Annotated in this window: 20 protein-coding genes and 1 other RNA gene; 18 read left to right on the plus strand and 3 right to left on the minus strand. The window is 49.3% G+C overall.

Translation table 11 applies throughout. The features are described 5' to 3' along the window. Positions 1-144: 144 nt before the first annotated feature. From C7R94_RS17235 to ssrS, 4 genes are all read left to right on the plus strand, one after another. Positions 145-495, plus strand: coding sequence for a DUF4870 domain-containing protein (locus C7R94_RS17235; protein ID WP_047068213.1), 351 nt, complete (start codon positions 145-147; stop codon positions 493-495). A 131-nt stretch (positions 496-626) separates the two neighbouring features. Further along, a complete protein-coding gene (locus C7R94_RS17240; RefSeq protein ID WP_106783187.1) occupies positions 627-1,802 on the plus strand; it encodes a CaiB/BaiF CoA transferase family protein in 1,176 nt (391 codons plus the stop codon). A 17-nt stretch (positions 1,803-1,819) separates the two neighbouring features. Then, on the plus strand, positions 1,820-2,590 hold the full coding sequence (locus tag C7R94_RS17245) for an enoyl-CoA hydratase/isomerase family protein (protein ID WP_106783189.1): 771 nt from the start codon (positions 1,820-1,822) through the stop codon (positions 2,588-2,590). 84 nt (positions 2,591-2,674) lie between these two features. After that, a non-coding RNA gene (gene ssrS, locus C7R94_RS17250) (6S RNA) lies at positions 2,675-2,865 on the plus strand. Positions 2,866-2,955: 90 nt separating this feature from the next. Here ssrS and C7R94_RS17255 read toward each other — a convergent pair. From C7R94_RS17255 to C7R94_RS17265, 3 genes are read right to left on the minus strand one after another with little or no spacing between them, the layout of a single operon-like run. Then, the gene (locus tag C7R94_RS17255) at positions 2,956-3,402 is read right to left on the minus strand and encodes a hypothetical protein (protein WP_106783192.1); all 447 of its coding nucleotides are present in this window, start codon (positions 3,400-3,402) and stop codon (positions 2,956-2,958) included. 32 nt (positions 3,403-3,434) lie between these two features. Then, positions 3,435-3,776 carry a DUF2512 family protein gene (locus C7R94_RS17260; protein ID WP_106783194.1) on the minus strand — a complete coding sequence of 114 codons (342 nt, stop codon included), beginning with the start codon at positions 3,774-3,776 and terminating at the stop codon, positions 3,435-3,437. A gap of 36 nt (positions 3,777-3,812) precedes the next feature. After that, positions 3,813-5,552, minus strand: a complete 1,740-nt coding sequence (locus C7R94_RS17265; protein WP_106783196.1) for an Rqc2 family fibronectin-binding protein — start codon at positions 5,550-5,552, stop codon at positions 3,813-3,815. 177 nt (positions 5,553-5,729) lie between these two features. On the opposite strand from C7R94_RS17265, the gene C7R94_RS17270 reads away from it, so the two are divergent. The 14 genes from C7R94_RS17270 to rpe all read left to right on the plus strand — a co-directional run bounded on the left by C7R94_RS17270 (position 5,730) and on the right by rpe (position 19,883). Continuing rightward, the gene (locus C7R94_RS17270) at positions 5,730-6,614 is read left to right on the plus strand and encodes a YicC/YloC family endoribonuclease (protein WP_106783198.1); all 885 of its coding nucleotides are present in this window, start codon (positions 5,730-5,732) and stop codon (positions 6,612-6,614) included. 24 nt (positions 6,615-6,638) lie between these two features. Beyond that, positions 6,639-6,899, plus strand: a complete 261-nt coding sequence (gene remA, locus C7R94_RS17275; RefSeq protein ID WP_015891999.1) for an extracellular matrix/biofilm regulator RemA — start codon at positions 6,639-6,641, stop codon at positions 6,897-6,899. 16 nt (positions 6,900-6,915) lie between these two features. After that, entirely contained in the window at positions 6,916-7,536 is a 621-nt protein-coding gene (gene gmk, locus C7R94_RS17280) for a guanylate kinase (RefSeq protein WP_047068199.1), read from the plus strand. Positions 7,537-7,540: 4 nt separating this feature from the next. Next, positions 7,541-7,747: a DNA-directed RNA polymerase subunit omega gene (gene rpoZ / locus C7R94_RS17285; protein WP_016742004.1), complete on the plus strand. Its 207-nt coding sequence runs from the start codon at positions 7,541-7,543 to the stop codon at positions 7,745-7,747. Positions 7,748-7,822: 75 nt separating this feature from the next. Beyond that, positions 7,823-9,070: a bifunctional phosphopantothenoylcysteine decarboxylase/phosphopantothenate--cysteine ligase CoaBC gene (gene coaBC / locus C7R94_RS17290; RefSeq protein ID WP_106783201.1), complete on the plus strand. Its 1,248-nt coding sequence runs from the start codon at positions 7,823-7,825 to the stop codon at positions 9,068-9,070. Continuing rightward, a complete protein-coding gene (priA, locus tag C7R94_RS17295) occupies positions 9,067-11,502 on the plus strand; it encodes a primosomal protein N' (protein WP_106783203.1) in 2,436 nt (811 codons plus the stop codon). Before coaBC ends, priA begins: the two co-directional genes overlap by 4 nt. Before the next feature lie 16 nt (positions 11,503-11,518). Beyond that, complete coding sequence (def, locus tag C7R94_RS17300; protein ID WP_015891995.1) at positions 11,519-11,995, plus strand: peptide deformylase; 477 nt, start codon at positions 11,519-11,521, stop codon at positions 11,993-11,995. Between the two features lie 4 nt (positions 11,996-11,999). Then, positions 12,000-12,950 (plus strand): methionyl-tRNA formyltransferase, encoded by a 951-nt coding sequence (gene fmt, locus C7R94_RS17305; RefSeq protein WP_106783205.1) that lies wholly within the window; start codon positions 12,000-12,002, stop codon positions 12,948-12,950. A 3-nt stretch (positions 12,951-12,953) separates the two neighbouring features. Continuing rightward, on the plus strand, positions 12,954-14,300 hold the full coding sequence (gene rsmB, locus C7R94_RS17310; protein WP_106783208.1) for a 16S rRNA (cytosine(967)-C(5))-methyltransferase RsmB: 1,347 nt from the start codon (positions 12,954-12,956) through the stop codon (positions 14,298-14,300). A 211-nt stretch (positions 14,301-14,511) separates the two neighbouring features. Further along, entirely contained in the window at positions 14,512-15,582 is a 1,071-nt protein-coding gene (gene rlmN, locus C7R94_RS17315) for a dual-specificity RNA methyltransferase RlmN (RefSeq protein ID WP_047068187.1), read from the plus strand. Positions 15,583-15,586: 4 nt separating this feature from the next. After that, positions 15,587-16,342: a Stp1/IreP family PP2C-type Ser/Thr phosphatase gene (locus tag C7R94_RS17320; protein WP_106783209.1), complete on the plus strand. Its 756-nt coding sequence runs from the start codon at positions 15,587-15,589 to the stop codon at positions 16,340-16,342. A gap of 5 nt (positions 16,343-16,347) precedes the next feature. Further along, a complete protein-coding gene (pknB, locus tag C7R94_RS17325) occupies positions 16,348-18,330 on the plus strand; it encodes a Stk1 family PASTA domain-containing Ser/Thr kinase (RefSeq protein WP_106783212.1) in 1,983 nt (660 codons plus the stop codon). 18 nt (positions 18,331-18,348) lie between these two features. After that, complete coding sequence (gene rsgA / locus C7R94_RS17330) at positions 18,349-19,239, plus strand: ribosome small subunit-dependent GTPase A (protein WP_106783214.1); 891 nt, start codon at positions 18,349-18,351, stop codon at positions 19,237-19,239. Continuing rightward, the gene (gene rpe / locus C7R94_RS17335; RefSeq protein WP_015891988.1) at positions 19,233-19,883 is read left to right on the plus strand and encodes a ribulose-phosphate 3-epimerase; all 651 of its coding nucleotides are present in this window, start codon (positions 19,233-19,235) and stop codon (positions 19,881-19,883) included. The genes rsgA and rpe overlap by 7 nt, the downstream gene beginning before the upstream one ends. Positions 19,884-20,203 lie beyond the last annotated feature (320 nt).

Raw genomic sequence — 20,203 nt, forward strand, 5'->3', positions numbered from 1 at the left:
GGTTCCTCTAGTGGCGGGTACGGTGGAAGTCACGATGGCAAATATTAATAGAGAAAGGCGCCGTGACGGCGCTTTTTTCGTTTTTTCGCAAGTTTTGCGCAATTTGTCGTACAATAAAGGAAAAGGATTAATGGAGGTATGGATATGCAATTCCTGAATGGGAAAGAGGAACGAATGTGGGCGATGATTGTACATCTATCTGCCTTCCTTGGTTTTGTCGTTCCGTTCGGCAATGTACTAGGACCTTTAATCGTTTGGTTGATCAAGCGTGAAGAGGGAGCCTTTTTTTATCAGCATGGAAAAGAGGCCCTGAATTTTAGCATCTCGGTGACGATTTATGCTGCAATTTCAAGTTTGTTGATTATAATTTTTATCGGCGCACTATTATTGGGAGCCCTTTTTATTTTTTGGGCGATCTTCGTTATCATGGCTGCGGTGAAAGCGAATGAGGGAAAAGAATTCCGTTACCCGCTCACTCTCCGGTTTATCAAATAACTGTTCTTGAAAAAGTCGTTCCGCCTGGGGCGGCTTTTTGTATTTGTTTGAATTTTCTATTAAAAAAGAGGGTGAACACTCGTTCATCTCGAATTACAAGAGAGTGTAGTCGGTGAAGGGGGAGTCAAATCATGTTGACGGGAGTGACGATCGTTGATTTTTCTCGCCATCTTCCAGGTCCGATTTGTACGATGCGCCTTGCTGATTTAGGGGCAGAGGTCATCGAGGTGGAACCGTTTCACGACAAAGCTCACGCAACGTTAACCAGAACTACTCAACCTGAAGCTAGAGAGACGGGAGCGTTTTACCTGCGTTCACATCGCAATCATAAAAGCATTTCCTTGAATTTGCGGACAAATGAGGGAAAAGCGCTCGCGTTTGCTCTGGCCAGACAAGCTGATGTCGTGGTGGAAAGCTACCGACCAGGTGTGATGCGACATTTGGGACTTGATTATGATCACCTGTGGGAGATGCACCCTGCGGTCATTTATTGCTCTGTGACGGGCTATGGTCAAAGTGGAGAGCTATACCAAATAGGGGGGCATGACTTGAATGTCCAGGCAGTAAGCGGATTTCTCTCGCTGGTTCGCGATCAGGAAGGAAAGCCTGTCGTTGCTGATATTCCGCTTTCTGATTACGCGCTCGGGCTGTATGCCAGTGAACAAATATGCGCGGCGCTTGTTCAACGTGCGCGGACAGGACGAGGAGCATATTTGGATGTATCGTCGGCTGACTTGTTTAGTTCTTGGACAGGGCTGCATGGACTGTTTATGTCATACAGCTCTTCGATTGGACGGGAGACCAGAAGAGGGAATTTGTTGGCGTACCAGGTTTTTGAGACAGCAGACGGTCAGTATGTCGCACTTGCTGCACTGGAAGAGAAGTTCTGGCTCAATTTTTGCCGCGCGGTAGGAAGAGCGGACTGGGAGCTATGCCACCTGGCGAGCGTTACAAAGCATCCAGATGTGTTTGATGACATGAAAGCACTGTTTCTGACCAGAACCCAAGCTGAGTGGAGTGAGCTGGGAAGTGAAGTGGATTGCTGTCTGACCGCTGTTGAGGATTGGGAAAAGTGGGCAGACAATCCGTATGTTGCGAACAGGGAGATAGCGTATACGCTTCCTTATTTGGAAAAGAAGTCGCTCGATCAAGAGGAGGGCTTCGCGCATCGTTACAAGACAGAGAGGTTGTCACCCCCATGGCACACTGATTACACGCATGAGCTGCTCAAACGCAAGCTGAACCTCACAGAGGAAGATTTGAGCAGGCTGCATAGGCAGGGGATTATTCCTGCCGCTTTTTCATAGGAAAGGAGAGAAAAATGATGGAACAGGATTATCATACGCAGGTGTTCGTAACAAAAGCCGGTGGAATCTGCACGATTACGCTAAACAGACCACATGTCCTCAATGCGATGACGGTAGAAATGTTTTCACTTTTGCAGGAGGCGATTGCAAAAGCATCCACAGATGAGGAAGTCGATGTGCTAATTTTGCGAGGAGCAGGAGGGAACTTTTGCTCCGGTGCTGATTTGGGTGTGTTAACTGCGCTGACGGATAAGAGTGACGCTGATCAATCATTGACGATCATTAATGATTTCATCACCAATTTGCATCAAATGCCAAAGCCTGTGATTGCCGTTATCCAGGGAGTAGCCGTCGGAGCGGGACTCAATCTCGCGTTGCATGCTGATTTTGTCATTGCGACGGAAGATGCGCTTTTGCAGGAGCCTTTTGTACAGATCGGTCTGACAACGGATTTTGGCGGGACATACCTTTTGCCGAGACTTGTTGGTACAGCGTGGGCGAAGCGGCTCGCACTGCTGGGAGAAAGAATTACAGGGAAAAAGGCGGAGGAAATCGGCTTAATTTATCGAGCGGTAGAAGCCAGTCAAGTCGAAAGTGAGGTTGAAAAATTGGTTGCTGCGGTACGTCGCCTGCCGAAACAAGCGTATGCTGTAACCAAAGAAGGATTGGGACGCTGCCTGGCAAACGGCCTAGAATACGCTCTCACCTGGGAAAAGCAACAGCAGCCGTCCCTGATCGCACGTCCTGAATTTCAGACGCTTGTGCAAGCGAAGGTAAAGCGAACGTAGCGGTTATTTTTTTGAGCTCAGAAAAGTCCAAAGGGAACTTTATCCGTTGAGCAATGGACCATTTTGTGATAAAGTAGGGATATCAAGATCCTGCGATGTACGATAGGCCGTAAATGTTTCTAACCTTATACGTGTTTTTTGGGAGACGGAAACTGTGATGGATGTCAGGCCCACCTCCTTTTTGGATGCATGGGAAGGCTGAAGTGCAGAAGGGTCGCCCACCTGTGTGAGCGCAGGTTATAGAAACATGAGGTCAACGGCAGAGCGGGGACTTGGCCGTTTATGAATGCAATGAATTGCCGATAGCACAAAAACAAAAACCACTTGGAATTTGCTTCCAGGTGGTTTTTGTTTTTGTGTCTCAATTAATGAGTGGTTTTGTTTTGCTTGCCCGAGCTGTGACCCTGCCCTTGTTTTTGGGAGCCTTGGTCTTGATCTCCGTGATCGACAATGGTCAGGTCTTTTTCAAGTGTTTGGGAGTCTTGGGCGTCTTGAAGAATTTGATACATTTGCAGGAAGTTTGCTTTTTGTCCCTCGGGAATTCCTTTAATGCGAACGGTCAGCTCTTGCGGACCGCCGCCGCCATTTTGCTGTTGCCCACCTTGGCTGTTCCCTTGCCCGCTGTGCTCATTTGAACTCGGTTGCTCATCAAGAAAGCTGAGAAACATCGAATCACTGTCTTGGTCTTGTTGGTTGTTTTGTCCGCTGTCTTGTGATTGCTGTCCTTGTCCCTTACCGCCTTGTCCGCCTTGCTGTTCAAACAGCACGTTGAATTCGTTAAGATCGGTCTGGATGATACCAATGACGTTCATCCTGATCCTCCTTCCAAAATAGAAATGATGCTTCAGCCCGGATGTTTAGAATGATGGACACCGCGCCGTTGCAGGTAACCATGGAAAAAGTATTCGACCACCGTAATGGCAAATGCCGTCAACAACAAACCAGATAAGGATATGGTCTGACCAAACAAATAACAGCCAAGCCACAAGGAGGCATACACGAACAAGAAATCAGCGGAGCTCGCAAACGTATTGTTCGTACGTGGGAGGATTGTCAAATCCAGTACATAACCCAGTAAACTGACAATCACGCTTGCGAGCACTGCAAACATAAGGGACGTACCCGACCACCAAAGCCCTGGGATGGCAATGATTCCGTTAAACAAGAGCTTGAGAACGATGTTCAAAGTGCGAACACCACCTTTCATGCTCTTAGTATGAACTTAGGTAGTCGCACTATTCGTAGAAGAGGTGTTTGATTTTAAACGGCGGATCAATGCTTCATCCGGTGTCACATACAGCGTTCGTTGCTGCTCGTAGATCACATAGCCAGGCTTGGCACCGCTCGGTTTTTTTACATGCTTGACGAGTGTGTAATCTACGGGAATTTGACTTCCTTCTTTGGCACGACTGAAATAAGCCGCCAGATTCGCTGCTTCAAGCAACGTCTCATCCGAAAATTCCCGAGCGCGAATGACGACATGGGACCCAGGGATATCCTTGGTGTGCAGCCATGTTTCTTGTGACGATGCGAGCTTGTTGGTCAAGTATTCATTTTGTTTATTGTTTTTGCCGACCAAAATTTCAATGCCGTCCGAAGAAAGGTATGAATCCAGCTCTGGTCTGGTATCTTTTTTCTTGCGCGGACCGCGTTTTTTACGATCTCGCATGTAGCCTTGCTCCACGAGCTCCTCGCGAATTTCTTCGGCATCTTTTAAGGTTGCATGTTCCAGTTGAACCAATACTCCATCCAAATACAAGAGTTCAGCCTTCGCTTGCTCAATCTGCTCACTTACGATAGAAAGGCTGTTTTTGGCCTTGTTATACCGCTTGTAATACGACTGCAAATTTTCCGACGGGGTCTTCAACGGGTCGAGCGGAATGGTGATGGTATCTCCCGCTTCGTCATACCAGTTGACTGTGACGAGCTCGCGATCCCCTCGCTTCATTTGGTGCATATTGGCGGTGATCAATTCACCGTACAGACGGAATTGATCTGCTTCATGCGCATCTTGCAGTGTTTGCTCGAGCTTCTCGATTTTCTTTTCATTTTTATTGCGCTCACTGGTGACAAAACGAATCAAATCGTGCGCACGCTGCTTGACAGTGTCACGGAGCGCCTTTCCTTCGTAAAATGCCTGCAAGCAATCTTGGACGGAAGGATAGGGGGTGGTGACTCCGCTAGAGAGATGTGTCAGCTCAACGACGTGAAAATACGCTTTTCCGTTTGCCTCAACAATAGAAGGGATATACTCATGATTGTTGATTGCCTTCATCACCTGTGAAAAGGCAGCCCACAGTGTTTCGCGATTCGCGAGGCCGGCTCTGTGCAAAATTTCTTTTGCCAATAACGGACTAATCCCGGTATAGCCTTCTACGATTTGCTTGTCCAAACGACCGCCGTTCCAGTCGAGGGAAGAAATAAACGCTTGCTCGGTTACAGTGAGAGGGTCGCGTTTATCTTGGCTTGGAGGAGAGACGTAAGGTCTGCCAGGCGTAACTTGTCTGTACTGGCTAATGGCAAGCGTCACATGCATGGCGCTATCCAAAATCATACCGGTTGCAGGATCGATGAGGATGATGTTACTGTGCTTGCCCATGATCTCTACAATAATTCGGCGGACAGCCGTGTCACCCAGCTCATCCCGGGTACGCACGTCGATGTGAATGATTCGCTCCATCCCGATTTGCTGCACAGATTCAATTACGCCGCCCTCACAATGCTTGCGCAATAGCATGCAAAACATCGGAGCTTCCAGTGGATTCGTGAATTCTTCTGTCGTGATATGAAGTCTCGGATAGGTCGGGTTTGCAGACAGGAGGAACTTTACCGTTTCTCCTTGTGTCCGTACTTGCATAACAATATCGCTATGGTGCGGCTGGTGGATTTTCGAGATGCGTCCTCCTACCAGTTTATGTAATTCCCGCGCTACGGAGCGGGTTACAACGCCATCAAATGCCACAAAGGTCACCTCAGATCAAAAAATGGCTAGAATAATAGATAGAGAGCTGCCAGTCACAGTGTAGCATAAGTCAGAGCAAGGAGGAATCTCATCGTGGTGGGGTTGCTTCGGTTGACACTGCCAAGAGTTGTCTCCTATAATAAATTAACGATTTTGCGTCTATGGAAGTGAAAACTTGTGATTCGAAGCATGACTGGTTACGGTAGAAAAGAAGATAGCAAAGGCTCCATTCGAGCAACAGTCGAGATTCGTGCGGTGAATCATCGCTTTTCTGAGATTGTCGTGCGCCTGCCCAAAGCGTGGAATATGCTTGAGGATTCGATTCGTAAACTGGTCGCACAGTATGTCAGAAGAGGGCGTGTCGATGTCACTGTTTCAGTGGAAGGGAAAAATTCTTCTGCTGCGGTCATGGACATTGACTGGGATGTAGCTGAACAGCTAGTCTCCATTTCCCGCGAGATGACTCAGCGGTTTTCGCTAGAGACGCCTTTAACCGTCAAGGATCTGTTACACTTTCCTGGCGTGATACATACCAAAGAGTCAGAGGACAATGTGGAGGAGCTGGCAGAGTGGCTCCAAGACCTGGTCAGGGGCGCGGCAATGGATCTCGTTTCGATGAAAGAGACCGAGGGTAAACTGCTGCACGCTGATCTAGCCAGTCGCCTGACTGCCGTCAACACATGGACGCGGGAGATCTCCCAGTTGGCCCCACTTTGTAGGGAAGATTACAAGGGCCGACTTGAGCAACGCGTAAGTGAGTGGGCCGGTTTGACACCTTTTGAATTGGACCCTGCTCGTGTAGCGCAAGAGGTTGCCTTTTTCGCTGATAAAAGTGATATTAGTGAAGAGTTGACCCGTTTAGATAGTCATTGCCAACAGTTTGCCAATCAATTAGGCAAAGAAGAAGCAATTGGTCGAAAACTGGATTTTCTGCTCCAGGAAATGAATCGGGAAGCGAATACGATTGCTTCCAAAGCGAATCATTTGCGCATTCAGCATTTGGCTGTCGAGATCAAGACAGAACTGGAGAAGATGCGGGAGCAAATACAGAATGTTGAGTAGCATGAAAGGATGGGCTGGGCCGTCATGGCAATCAAGCTAATCAATATCGGTTTTGGCAACATCGTCAATGCCAACCGCATTATTTCAATTGTAAGTCCGGAGTCCGCTCCTATCAAACGGATCATCCAGGAAGCCCGCGATCGCAACATGCTAGTGGACGCGACTTATGGGAGACGTACACGTGCGGTCATTATTACAGACAGCGATCACGTGATTTTGTCGGCGGTACAGCCAGAAACAGTGGCGCAGCGTTTGACAACGAAGGATGACGAATCGGACGAATAAAGTAGGAGTGTAAACAATGAGTATGGTTGATCGTGGTCTCCTTTTGGTTCTTTCCGGACCAGCTGGTGTGGGAAAAGGAACAGTATGCAAGGCGCTTCGTGAAGTGATGCCTGATCTGGTGTATTCTGTTTCTGCTACCACACGCCAGCCGCGTCCTGGAGAGGTGGAAGGAGTTAATTACTTTTTTAAAAGCCAGGAAGAGTTCAAGCAGATGATTGAAGAAGATGCTCTTCTGGAATGGGCAGAATACGTAGGGAATTACTACGGAACACCTCGTCAGTTCGTGGACGATATGCTCAATGAGGGGCGCGATGTCATTCTTGAGATTGAAGTTCAGGGTGCTCTTCAAGTGAAAGAGCGTTTCCCGCAAGGTACTTTCCTGTTCCTGGCTCCGCCTGATTTAAACGAACTGGAAAACCGGATCGTGGGACGCGGGACAGAATCACAAGAGATCATTCGCAAACGCATGGAAGTGGCGCGTGCTGAAATCGAGCTCATGGATCACTACGATTATGTAGTCGTCAATGACGTCATCGAATCGGCTTGCGATCGTATCCAAGCGATTATTACAGCGGAGCATCTGAAAAAAGATCGTCAGGTTCACAAATATCGCAAATGGTTACAGGAGGTTGAATAGAATTATGTTGTATCCATCTATTGACGAATTGACCGAAAAGGCAGAGAGCAAGTACATCCTAGTAACAGTCGCATCCAAGCGCGCGCGTCAGCTTCGCGAAAACAGCGAAATTCAAGTGGTGAGACCAAAATCCAAAAAATTTGTAGGTTTGGCACTGGAAGAGTTCATCTCCGACGAGCTCGTTCACGAGTTTTTGGACGGTCGCAAATAAGCAGTCACCTTTAAAAACAACCTCACGAGGTTGTTTTTTTCGGATTTCGGATAGGGGAGAAAGGAGAGAGTGCAGATGCATTCGCTTGCAGGAAAACGAATTGTTCTTGGGGTATCTGGCGGCATCGCTGCTTATAAGGCTGCTGCACTGACCAGCAAGCTGACACAGGCAGGTGCATTGGTGCATGTTATTTTGACAGAGGGCGCCTTACAGTTTATTCAGCCTTTGACGTTTCAAGCCTTGTCTCACCTGCCTGTTTATACAGATACGTTTACGGAGCCAGACCCGCATGTGATTAGCCATATTGAACTGGCTGATCGAGCTGATCTCATATTGATCGCGCCAGCAACGGCTAACGTGATTGGCAAAATGGCGAATGGCATTGCGGATGATATGCTGACGACGACTGTACTGGCTACGAAAGCGCCTGTCATGGTCGCGCCTGCCATGAACGTCAATATGTACAATCACCCTGCGGTTATCGCCAATATGGATAAGCTTACCGCGTATGGTTATCGGTTTGTTGAACCCGGTGTCGGGCTTTTGGCATGTGGCTGGATTGGCAAAGGGCGTTTGGCGGAGCCCGAGGAAATCGTCGAAGCTGTGCGTCAATGGTTTGCTTCCGATGAGACAAGACAGACGATTCGAGAAAAAGATTTGCAGGAAAAGCACGTACTAATCACGGCGGGACCGACTCGTGAAAAAATTGATCCCGTTCGTTACATAACCAATCATGCTTCCGGAAAAATGGGCTACGCTATCGCGGAAGCGGCACGAGACAGAGGGGCGAAGGTCACACTCATCAGTGGGCCGACTAACCTGGCACGTCCTGATGGAGTAGAATTCATCGCGGTAGAATCGGTACAAGAAATGTTTGATGCCGTCATGGAGCAGTTGCCGCACTGTGACATCGTCGTCAAATCAGCAGCCGTTTCCGATTATCGACCAAAGCATGTAGCTGAACATAAGATGAAAAAGGGTGATGGTCCACTCGAACTTGCGCTGGAGAAAGCACCCGATATTTTAAAGACGATTGGTGAGCGGAAAACGAAGCAATTTGTCGTAGGCTTTGCAGCAGAGACCCAAAATGTGTTACAGCATGCCCAGTCCAAGCTGGAGCGAAAAAATCTCGATATGATCGTAGCCAATAATGTATTGCTTGAGGGAGCAGGTATGGGGAGCGATACAAATATCGTGACCTTGCTAACCCGTGGCGGAGAGCAATTGGCATTGGATAAATTGAGCAAGCGGGCTGTGGCAGACAAGCTGTTTGATGCTGTTCTTGCCGTGCAAGAGCATAGACCGCTCCGAGACCTGTCATGATTGCCCAAATTATCGTGGACGTTCCGGTCAATCGAACGAATCGACCTTTTGATTACCATGTTCCGCCTTGGTTGCGTCCACTGATTCGCATTGGCAGCCGCGTCGTTGTTCCGTTTGGTCCCCGTCAACTGCAAGGCTATGTCATCGGGATCGTAGAGGATGACGAAGCCATACCAGATCGTTCGCGACTAAAGGATGTCGTTCAGGTACAAGACGATACTCCTCCTCTTACGCCAGAGCTGCTAAAGATGAGCGAATGGATGTCCAAGCAATATTTGTGTCCGTGGGTAACGGCTGTACAGGCGATGCTTCCGGCTGTGCTGAAAGGGAAGTCGGAGAAGTGGCTGACGGCGACAGATGCATTAGACGAAGAGGCATGCGGGAGATCGGGGCTTCTATGGGAATTGTTTCGCAAACGGCAAATTCCGCTCTCAGAAGTGGAGAAACAATTTGCGGAGGAGTATTTGCTCGTTCCAGGCTGGATACAGAGCGGTCTGCTCGCTACGGAGTATCAAGTAAGGGACAGAATTACCCGCAAGCAGCAATCATTTGTCCGAAGCTTATTGGATGAGGGTAAGCTGGAAGAAGCGATTGGCTCGTTGCCGGCACGGGCAGAGCAAATGCGCCGTGTCCTTCAACTGATGCTCATGCACAAGGAGCAATCCTTATCTGTACAAATGCTGCGGGATGAATACGGAATTACCCGCTCTCCGCTAAAAAGCCTGGAATCAAAAGGCTGGATCGCGATTGAACAAGTGGAAGTGTACCGGGACCCGTACGCCAATCGACGATTCCAGGATAAGCAAAAACCCGTCTTTACTCCCGTACAGGAAGCGGCACTGACCCCTATCTTGCAATCGATTGAGTCAGGAACGTATGCTTCTTACTTGCTGCACGGCGTTACCGGAAGCGGTAAGACAGAAGTGTATCTCGAAGCGATCGAACGCACGTTGGAAAAAGGGCGCGAGGCGATCTTTCTCGTTCCGGAAATATCACTGACTCCCCAAATGGTGGAGCGCTTCAAAGCCCGCTTTGGTGCAGACGTAGCTGTTTTGCACAGTGCGTTGTCACAAGGAGAGCGTTATGACGAGTGGCGCAAGATCATTCGAAATCAAGTCAAAGTGGTGGTAGGTGCCCGATCTGCCATCTTTGCTCCGTTTCGGAATGTTGGGTTGATTGTCATTGATGAAGAGCATGAGAGCTCGTATAAGCAAGAAGAGACGCCACGCTATCATGCACGGGAAGTCGCCCTGTGGCGAGCGAAAGAGAATCAGGGTGTACTTGTCATGGGAAGCGCGACTCCTGCTCTGGAGACGTATGCACTGGCTACGCGAGGTCGCTACGAGCTGTTGCGCATGCCGGAGCGTGTCGGGAATCGCCCGATGCCAGAGGTACATGTTGTGGATATGCGCGAGGAGCTTCAGGCACAGAATCGTTCGATGTTCAGCCGGAAGCTGCATGAGATGATTGCGGATCGATTGGCAAAAGAAGAACAGATGGTCATTTTCCTTAATCGAAGAGGCTTCTCTACCTTTGTCATGTGCCGCTCCTGCGGTTATACGATGCGTTGTATTCATTGCGATATCTCGCTTACTTATCATAAAACGAATCATACGGCGCGCTGCCATTACTGTGGATACACCATCGCACAGCCCAAGCATTGTCCGGAATGTCAAAGTGAGCATATCCGCTTTTTTGGTACGGGAACACAAAAGGTGGAAGCCGAGCTGGCAAAACTTTTCCCTGGAATCCGGGTCATCCGAATGGACGTGGACACGACCTCGCGAAAAGGCTCTCACGAAGAGCTGCTAAACAAATTCCGCTCGGGTCAAGGCGACGTTTTACTCGGTACCCAGATGATTGCCAAGGGGCTTGATTTTCAACGAGTGACGCTGGCGGGAATCATTGCCGCGGATACTTCCTTGCATCTGCCGGACTTCCGTGCAGCCGAGAAGACATTTCAGCTTTTGACGCAGGTAGGTGGACGGGCAGGACGGCATGAGCTGGACGGAGATGTCGTGATTCAGACGTATACGCCGGAGCATTACAGCATTGTTCATGCGACCAAGCATGACTATCCCGCATTTTATCAGGATGAAATGATGCAGCGCAGACGAACAGGCTACCCGCCGTACTTCCGTCTCGTATTAATTACGTTCAGCCACGAGGAGGTACCTGTTGTGATCCGTGGTGCGCATACGATGGCTGACTATTTGCGGCAACGTTTGGCGCAGACGACGATCCTCTTGGGCCCTGTGGCTTCGCCCATTGCCAGGGTGAAGGATAGATTTCGTTTTCAGATCATGCTAAAATATCGTGATGAACCGCAACTGTCAGAACTGCTCGCTCAGGCGACAGCTGCGTTTGAAGAATGGAACAAACAGCAGAAAGTATTGATGACGATTGACGTCGACCCTTACGTACTGCTTTAGGGAGGATATGAAACACATGGCGATTCGCACAATTGTAAAACATCCAGATCCGATTTTGCGTGAAAAGGCAATGGTCGTAACCAAATTTAATTCCAACTTGCACAAGCTGCTTGATGATATGGCAGACACGATGTACGATGCAGACGGTGTAGGCTTGGCTGCTCCACAAGTGGGCATCTCCAAGCGTGTCATCGTGATGGATTGCGGTGATGGACTGATTGAAATGATCAATCCGGAAATCATCGAGCATGAAGGGGAGCAATACGATTATCCAGAAGGCTGCCTAAGCATTCCTGGCCTGCAAGGAGACGTTCGTCGCCACAAGTGGATCAAGCTGCGCGGTCATGATCGTAACGGGAATGTGGTTGAGCTCGAGGCAGACGACCTGTTGTCACGTTGCGCTCAACACGAGATCGATCATTTAAACGGCGTCCTCTTTATCGATGTAGCTGACAAGGTGTACAAAGTAAACCCGAACCAGGAAGGGGAATAACCATTTGAAAGATGCTCGCATCCTGTTTATGGGTACGCCTGACTTTGCTGTATCGAGTCTTACGGCTGTGCTCAAAGCAGGTTACAACGTGATTGGAGTCGTAACACAACCCGATCGTCCCGTTGGACGCAAGCAAGTACTGACGCCGCCCCCCGTGAAGGAGGCGGCTTTGCGTCATGGGCTTTTGGTATTGCAACCGGAGAAAATCAAGGCAGAGGAAGCGCTTGAAGAAGTGTTGGCGCTCGAGCCTGATCTCATCATTACCGCGGCGTATGGGCAAATTTTGCCTAAGAAACTGCTCGATGCCCCGAAATATGGCTGCATCAATGTGCACGCCTCTCTTTTGCCAAAATATCGCGGGGGTGCCCCGATTCATAAATCGATTGTCGAGGGAGAAGCGGAAACAGGCGTGACCATCATGTACATGGTGGAAGCGCTCGATGCAGGAGATATGCTGTCCAAGGTAGTCGTGCCAATTGAGGAGCGCGATACCGTGGGGACTTTGCATGACAAATTGGCTGCGGCAGGCTCTGAGCTGTTGATTGCCACCGTTCCGCCCCTGTTGGCTGGTGAGCTTGTGGCAGAGCAACAGGATCATTCGGCAGCGACTTTTGCCCCGAATATCAAGCGTACAGACGAAAAAATTGACTGGAGCCGTTCTGCGGAACAGATTTACAACCAAGTCCGCGGCTTGAATCCGTGGCCGGTCGCATTTACTACATGTGAAGGAAAGATTTGGAAGTTGTGGTGGGTAGAAAAGATGCCTATGTCCGGTGAAGGAAAAGAGCCGGGAACAATCATCGCCCGCGAGGAAGACGGTATCGTTGTCGCTTGCGGTAGCGGCGCAGTGAAAATAACCGAATTGCAGCCAGAAGGCAAAAAACGTATGAGCGCACTCGACTTTTTGCGTGGAGCGGGCAGCAGCATTGAAATCGGCACAAAGGTAGGAGAATAGTCCGTGGCAAAAAAGGGAGCTCGCGATATCGCCCTCGATGTTTTGAACAGGGTAGAAGAACATAAGTCCTACAGCAATCTTGAGCTGCGCAATGTCCTGGATCGGGAAAATCTCAGTGCAGCAGATGCAGGGCTGGTGACAGAGCTTGTGTACGGTACCATTCAGCGCAAATTGACGCTGGATCATGTTCTGTCCCATTTTGTCGGGAATAAAAAGGTCCAGACCTGGGTCCGCAATTTGTTGCGTCTCAGCTTGTATCAAATTCGTTTTTTGGACCGTATTCCTGAGCGTGCTGCTGTACACCAAGCAGTTGAAATTGCCAAGAGACGCGGTCATCAAGGGATTGCTTCGATGGTCAACGGTGTTTTGCGCAATGTGTTGCGCCAGCCGGATGTGTGGGAGCGTCAGCCAAAAGGCGACCGTGCCATGCAAATCGCCGTAGCCCATTCTCATCCAGAATGGCTTGTGCGTCAGTGGCTTGAGGTATATGGCGAAGAGACGACGATTGCGATTTGCGAAGCCAACAACAGAACGCCGCATAGCTCTGTCCGAGTCAATGCATGGAAAACGACGAAGGATCAAGTGCTGGACAAGCTGGCGGAAGAAGGACTGGAGGGACAAGCGTCGACGGTCAGTCCTCATGCGATTCTGATGGAGGGCGGACATGCAGCAGGCTCACGCTTGTTCAAGGAAGGCTACTTCACGATTCAGGATGAAAGCTCTATGCTCGTAGCGCCAGCTCTTGCTGCCCAACCAGGCATGCGTGTACTGGATGCTTGCGCGGCACCAGGTGGAAAAACAACGCACATAGCGGAAATGATGGAAAACCGCGGGGAAATTATCGCGAGTGACGTGCATCCGCACAAACGCGATCTGATTGCGAGTGCAGCGAAAAGACTCGGGATTACGATCATCGAGCCAATCGTTAGCGATGCACTGGACCTACCTGAAAGAGCGCTGGGAGCTTTCGATCGAATCCTGCTGGATGCTCCATGTACCGGATTTGGCGTGATTCGTCGCAAGCCTGATCTAAAATGGAACAAATCGCCGGAAGATGTCCGTGCGATTGCTCAGTTACAGTATGAATTGCTCAAGACATTGGCGCCGATGCTTGCTCAAGGTGGTGTCATGGTTTACAGCACATGTACGATTGAGCCAGCAGAAAACCAGGAGATTGTTCGCCGCTTTGTCGAAGAACACCCTGATTTCGTATTCGATGATACACTGGCACAAGACCTGCCTGAGGCTGTCAGAAAGCATGTCGATGAAACCGGAGCCTGCGTACAAATTTTGCCTCATCATTTCGAGAGTGATGGATTCTTTATCGCGCGATTGAAACGAAGAGGATAAGGACACGGACGTACAAACAAGGGGTGGCGCACCAACTGGTGGAAAATGCCACTCCTTTGCCTTTGTTTGCGGGCGCTCGGATTGGTTTACACTAGGAAAAGTGACGCATTTATGAATCTGGATGTCAAAACCGTTTGAAGCGAGACGCCCCACGAGGTACAATGATAGAATGGATTTAGGCAAGCAATGATTTTGAGGATGTGGAGATAGAATGCCGTTAACGACATTTACTGGCGCAAAGCCGCTTATTTACAGTTTGACGCAAGATGAAATGAAGGAATGGCTGGTTAGTGCCGGCGACAAAGCATTTCGTGCGCAACAAATTTTTGACTGGCTATATGTAAAACGCGTCACTTCTTTTGACGAAATGAGCAATTTGTCCAAGGAGCTGCGCCAAAAGCTGGCGGATACATTCCGCATGGAGCCACTCAAGGAAATCACGCATCAGGAGTCGCAGGATGGGACGATCAAGTTTTTGTTCCAGCTTGTCGATGGACATGCGATTGAGACAGTAATTATGCGTCATAACTACGGAAACAGCATTTGTGTTACGACACAGGTGGGCTGCCGTATCGGATGTACGTTTTGTGCATCTACACTAGGTGGACTAAAGCGTAACCTGGATGCAGGTGAAATCGTCTCTCAAGTATTGACGGCACAACGCAGATTGGATGCGGAAGGTGAGCGTGTCAGTCACGTTGTCGTCATGGGAATCGGGGAGCCTTTCGAGAACTTCGAGAGCTTGATGGCGTTCTTGTCCGTCATCAATGATAACCGTGGCTTGAATATCGGTGCCCGTCACATTACGGTATCCACCAGTGGAATTGTGCCGAAGATTTACGAGTTTGCTGAACGAGGCGGACAAGTGAACCTGGCGATTTCCCTGCACGCTCCGAACACAGAGCTGAGAAGCCAGCTTATGCCGATCAACCGCGGCTTCCCGCTCGCTAAGCTGATGGAAGCATGCCATCATTACATTAACAAGACAGGGCGCCGCATCAGTTTTGAGTACGGTCTATTCGGCGGGAAAAACGATCAGCCCGAGCATGCAGAGGAGCTGGCCGAACTCATTGGCGATATGCTCTGCCACGTGAATCTGATCCCGGTGAACTACGTACCAGAGCGTGATTATGTTCGCACGCCACGCAATGAGATTTTTCAGTTCAAACGCATTTTAGAAGAAAAAGGAATCAATGTGACCATCAGACGCGAGCAAGGCAGTGACATTGCTGCTGCTTGCGGACAATTGAGGGCACAACACGCTAAAGAAACCGTGGGGTGATGCCATGGAAATCGCGATGAAATCCCATGTTGGCCGCGTTCGTCAGGTTAACGAGGACTATTATGCCTGTGTGACCGATTTAAACGGACGCGTGCTCGCCATTGTAGCAGATGGTATGGGTGGCCATCAGGCTGGTGATATCGCCAGTCGCCTAGCTGTTGAGCGAATAGTAAAAGAACTGCGTCACCTAGATGGGGACCTTGAAGCAGAGGACGTGCGCGAGCAATTGATGAACGCCGTCCTGCTTGCGAATAAAGAAGTCTATGAATATGCGACTGAACATCCGGAGTGCAGTGGTATGGGCACAACCGTGGTTGCTGCCTTGTTCGACCAATCCTCCGTAATTACCGCGCATATTGGCGACAGCCGTCTGTATTTTTACAACCAAGACGGCCTGGTGATGAAAACAGAAAACCATTCCCTTGTCAATGAGCTGGTGAAAAGTGGACAGATTACAGCCGAGGAGGCGTCTGTCCACCCTCACCGCAACGTTATTATGCGCTCGCTCGGGACAGAACCGGATGTGCTCATTGATCTTGGGCAGTTTGAATGGTCAGAGGGTGATGTCGTCTTGATTTGCTCGGATGGGTTGAGCAATAAAGTCAGTCATCCTTCCATAGAAGAAACTTTACAGAAGCAGATATCGTTACAAGCGAAGGTGGACGGTTTGGTGCAGGAAGCACTGGATGCCGGTGGGGAAGATAACATAACGCTGGTTGCCGTACGAAATACGCTTGATGCCGGTCAGAAAGAGGGGTGAGAGAGATGGAAGGTCAACGACTGGGAGGACGATACCAAATAGAATCCCGCGTCGGTGGGGGCGGTATGGCCATTGTATACAAGGCCAAAGATTTAATTTTGAATCGTCCAGTGGCAGTCAAAGTGTTGCGTTCACAGTTTGGTACGGACGAAGATTTCGTCAATCGTTTCCGGCGTGAAGCGCAGGCGGTGGCGAGCTTATCTCACCCCAATGTGGTTGGGGTGTATGATGTCGGTCAGGATGGCGATACCCATTACATGGTGATGGAGTACATAGAAGGCTATACGTTGAAAGAGGTCATCATTCAACGTGGTGCGCTGCCGGTAGAAGAGGCAGTGCGGATCGCCGAGCAAATTTGCGATGCACTCGATCATGCGCATCAAAACCAGATCATTCATCGAGATATTAAGCCGCATAACATTATGATTGGAAAAAATGGTCGGGTGAAGGTTACGGATTTCGGGATTGCGCGAGCCGTTACTTCCGCAACGATTACGCATACGAATGCGATGCTTGGCTCTGTCCATTATTTTTCGCCAGAGCAGGCACGCGGTGGGATTACCGGGGAAAAATCCGATATTTACTCGCTGGGGATCGTCTTGTACGAAATGGTAACGGGTGAACTGCCGTTTTCCGGTGATTCGCCTATATCAGTGGCGCTCAAGCATTTGCAGGAGCCGCTACCAGAGCCGCGCCAGGTCAATCCGGCTATTCCACAGAGTGTGGAAAATGTCATTTTGAAGGCGCTGGTAAAGGATCCATTTCTCAGATACGCATCCGCGAGTGAAATGCTAGAAGATTTGGAGACCTGCCTGTTCCCAGAACGATTAAACGAAGAAAAGCTGACGTTCCCGGTGGATGAAGAGATGACGCGAGTGGTGCCGATCATCACACCTGAAATGCTCGAAGGCCACACCAATGGCAAAACAGGAGGAGCGGGGCGTAGCCGCTATGAGCAGCGCACAGAAGAAGAGGATGTCAAACCAGCCAAGAAACAATGGTGGGTCAAAGCTCTGCTGTGGGTAGGCGGTATCGGACTGTTTTTCGTACTGGCATTCTTCGGATTTAACTTACTGTTGAATCTGTTCCCGTCCGTTCCGGAGGCACAGGTACCTCATGTGGAAGGGATCGAAGTGACGCTCGCTGAGAAAAAGATTCAGGATGCCAAACTTGTTGCCCGTATCGTCGAAGAAGCCAATGATACGATAGAAAAGGGAATGGTGATACGCCAGGACCCTGCGCCTCCCATGCGGTTAAAGGAAAATTCCGTTGTGACCTTGTTTGTAAGCAAAGGACAACAAGAGATCAACATGCCAAATCTGGTTACGCTGCCGCGAGCAACAGCAGAGGAAGCATTGAAAAGCAATGGTTTCAAACTGGAGAATGTCACTTTCGTAGAGGAAGAGGACGACAAGGCTGAGGTAGGGACGGTTATCAAGCAGTCTCCAGCCGCAAATGAAAAGGTGTTCCCGACTAAAACAAATGTGACGGTCACGATTAGTAAAGGAAAAGCCTTCGTAAAAATGCCGGATGTCCGGAATATATCGGTAGAAGCTGCACAAGTAGAATTGTACAAGAGAGGATTGTCTGTCGGAAAAATCACCCAAGTGCCTACTTATACGACCGACAAACCAGGCATTGTTCTCAGCACTCACCCATACGATCCTGGAATGGATGTGCAAAAGGGTGTAGCGGTTCCGCTTGAGGTCAGCAATGGACAATTCCCGCAGGATGCTAAGCCTGGAACTTCGCCTGTCTATCTCGATGTGATGCCGGGCGATACATTGGAAGTGCAAATTGAAGTAACGGATGCCACCGGTACGAAGGTTGTGCTGACTGAGACTGTTTCTGAAAGCAAAGAATACAACGTGCAATACGTAGTGTCGCCTCAAAAAGATGCGTTGATCAGGCTGTTGGTGAAAGGGCCGAACATGAACAACTTTATGGAGGCACAAAAGTATTCGATTTCCTATAGCAGCTTGCCATAGTGTAGTGGAGGGACATGAATGCCAGAAGGACGGATTGTGAAAGCGCTCAGCGGTTTCTATTATGTAGCCGACGAAGGGCGAATCTACAGTTGCCGTGCACGAGGGCTCTTCAAGAAAAAAGATGCAAAAGTAAACCCACTGGTTGGGGATTGGGTCGTCTACGATGCGATCAATGAGGAAGAAGGCTATATCATGGAGGTGGGCGAACGGACGAATGAGTTGGTTCGTCCGCCCATTTCCAATGTGGATCAGGCGGTACTTGTCTTTTCGATGTACAAGCCGATGTTCAGTCCGTTGCTGTTGGACAAGTTCCTGACGCACACGGAACATGCAGGCATTGATTCCGTGATTGTTTTATCCAAAGCCGATCAAGTGTCGGAAGAAGAGGTAACCGAAATCGTGGAGAAGTATGAGGCGATCGGGTACCGCGTGATTCCGACCTCAACGGCGGATGAACGCGGTGTGGAGGACGTGCGTGAAATTTTGCGGGACCGTATTTCGGTTTTTGCCGGTCAGTCAGGTGTAGGCAAATCCTCCCTGATCAACATGCTGTTTCCGGGTGTCAGCCTGCAGACAGGAGATGTCAGCCAAAAGCTCGGACGCGGAAAGCATACAACGCGGCATGTCGAGCTGATTCCGCTTGCGGGCGGCGGCTATGTGGCAGACACACCGGGCTTCAGTTCACTGGAATTTATCGATTTCTCCGAGCTTGACCTGGCGGAATCCTTCCGGGACTTTGCCGATCGCAGCTCGGAATGCAAGTTCCGTGGCTGTCTTCACGTAAGCGAGCCAGCTTGTGCTGTTCAGGCCGCGCTGGAGGCTGGAGAGATCAGTGAACAGCGCTACGAGCACTACAAACAATTCCGCGAAGAGCTAAAAGAATACCAACGGAGGAACAAACCATGGTGAAAATCGCACCTTCTATCCTATCTGCTGATTTTGCCCGTCTGGGTGAAGAAATTCTCGATGTCGAGAAAGGAGGAGCAGACTGGATTCACGTGGATGTAATGGATGGACACTTCGTTCCAAACATTACGATCGGCCCGCTGATTGTGGAGGCGATTCGCCCAGTGACCAAGCTGCCTCTCGATGTACACTTGATGATCGAAGAACCAGATCGCTACATTCCGCAATTCGCGAAAAGTGGGGCAGATTGGATTACGGTTCATCAGGAAGCATGCCGTCATCTGCATCGCACGCTGTACTTGATCAAGGAGCAAGGTGTGAAAGCGGGAGTGGTATTGAACCCGGCAACACCGATTTCCACGATCGAGCCAGTCCTTGCTGATTTGGATATGGTTCTCCTCATGACAGTGAACCCTGGTTTTGGTGGACAAAAATTCATTCACAGCGTTGTGCCAAAGGTTGCCCAGTTGCGTCAAATGCTGAACGAGCGTGGCTTGGGGCATGTGGAAATCGAAATCGATGGTGGGGTCAATGCACAAACAGCACGTTTGTGCGAGGAAGCAGGAGCCACTGTTCTCGTTGCGGGAAGCGCGGTATTCAATCAGGAAAATCGCGGTCAAGCGATCGCTGCGATTCGTGGACAGTAAGAATAACGCTTAGCTGTTGTAAGCTGACGACGATGTGCAATCGGCGTCAGCTTTTTTGTGCTTTCCTCTGGTTATATTCTGTTTGGAATCATTCGAATATTACAACTAGTTATGTGATAAATCAATTAATAATAAAAATAAAAATATAATTATAGTTCATAATACAAATAAAATAAAATCGAATTATTCCTATTCTAACAAGGATTATAAGAGGTATGCGGTAAATGTTAATTAACAAAAATAAAACATTTTGGAAAATATTGCTTTTTAATAAATGTAATGATTAAATCAAATTATCCGGATAGTGGTAAATATTTCCT

The organism is Brevibacillus sp. NRRL NRS-603 (assembly GCF_003013445.1).
Classification (GTDB): domain Bacteria; phylum Bacillota; class Bacilli; order Brevibacillales; family Brevibacillaceae; genus Brevibacillus; species Brevibacillus formosus.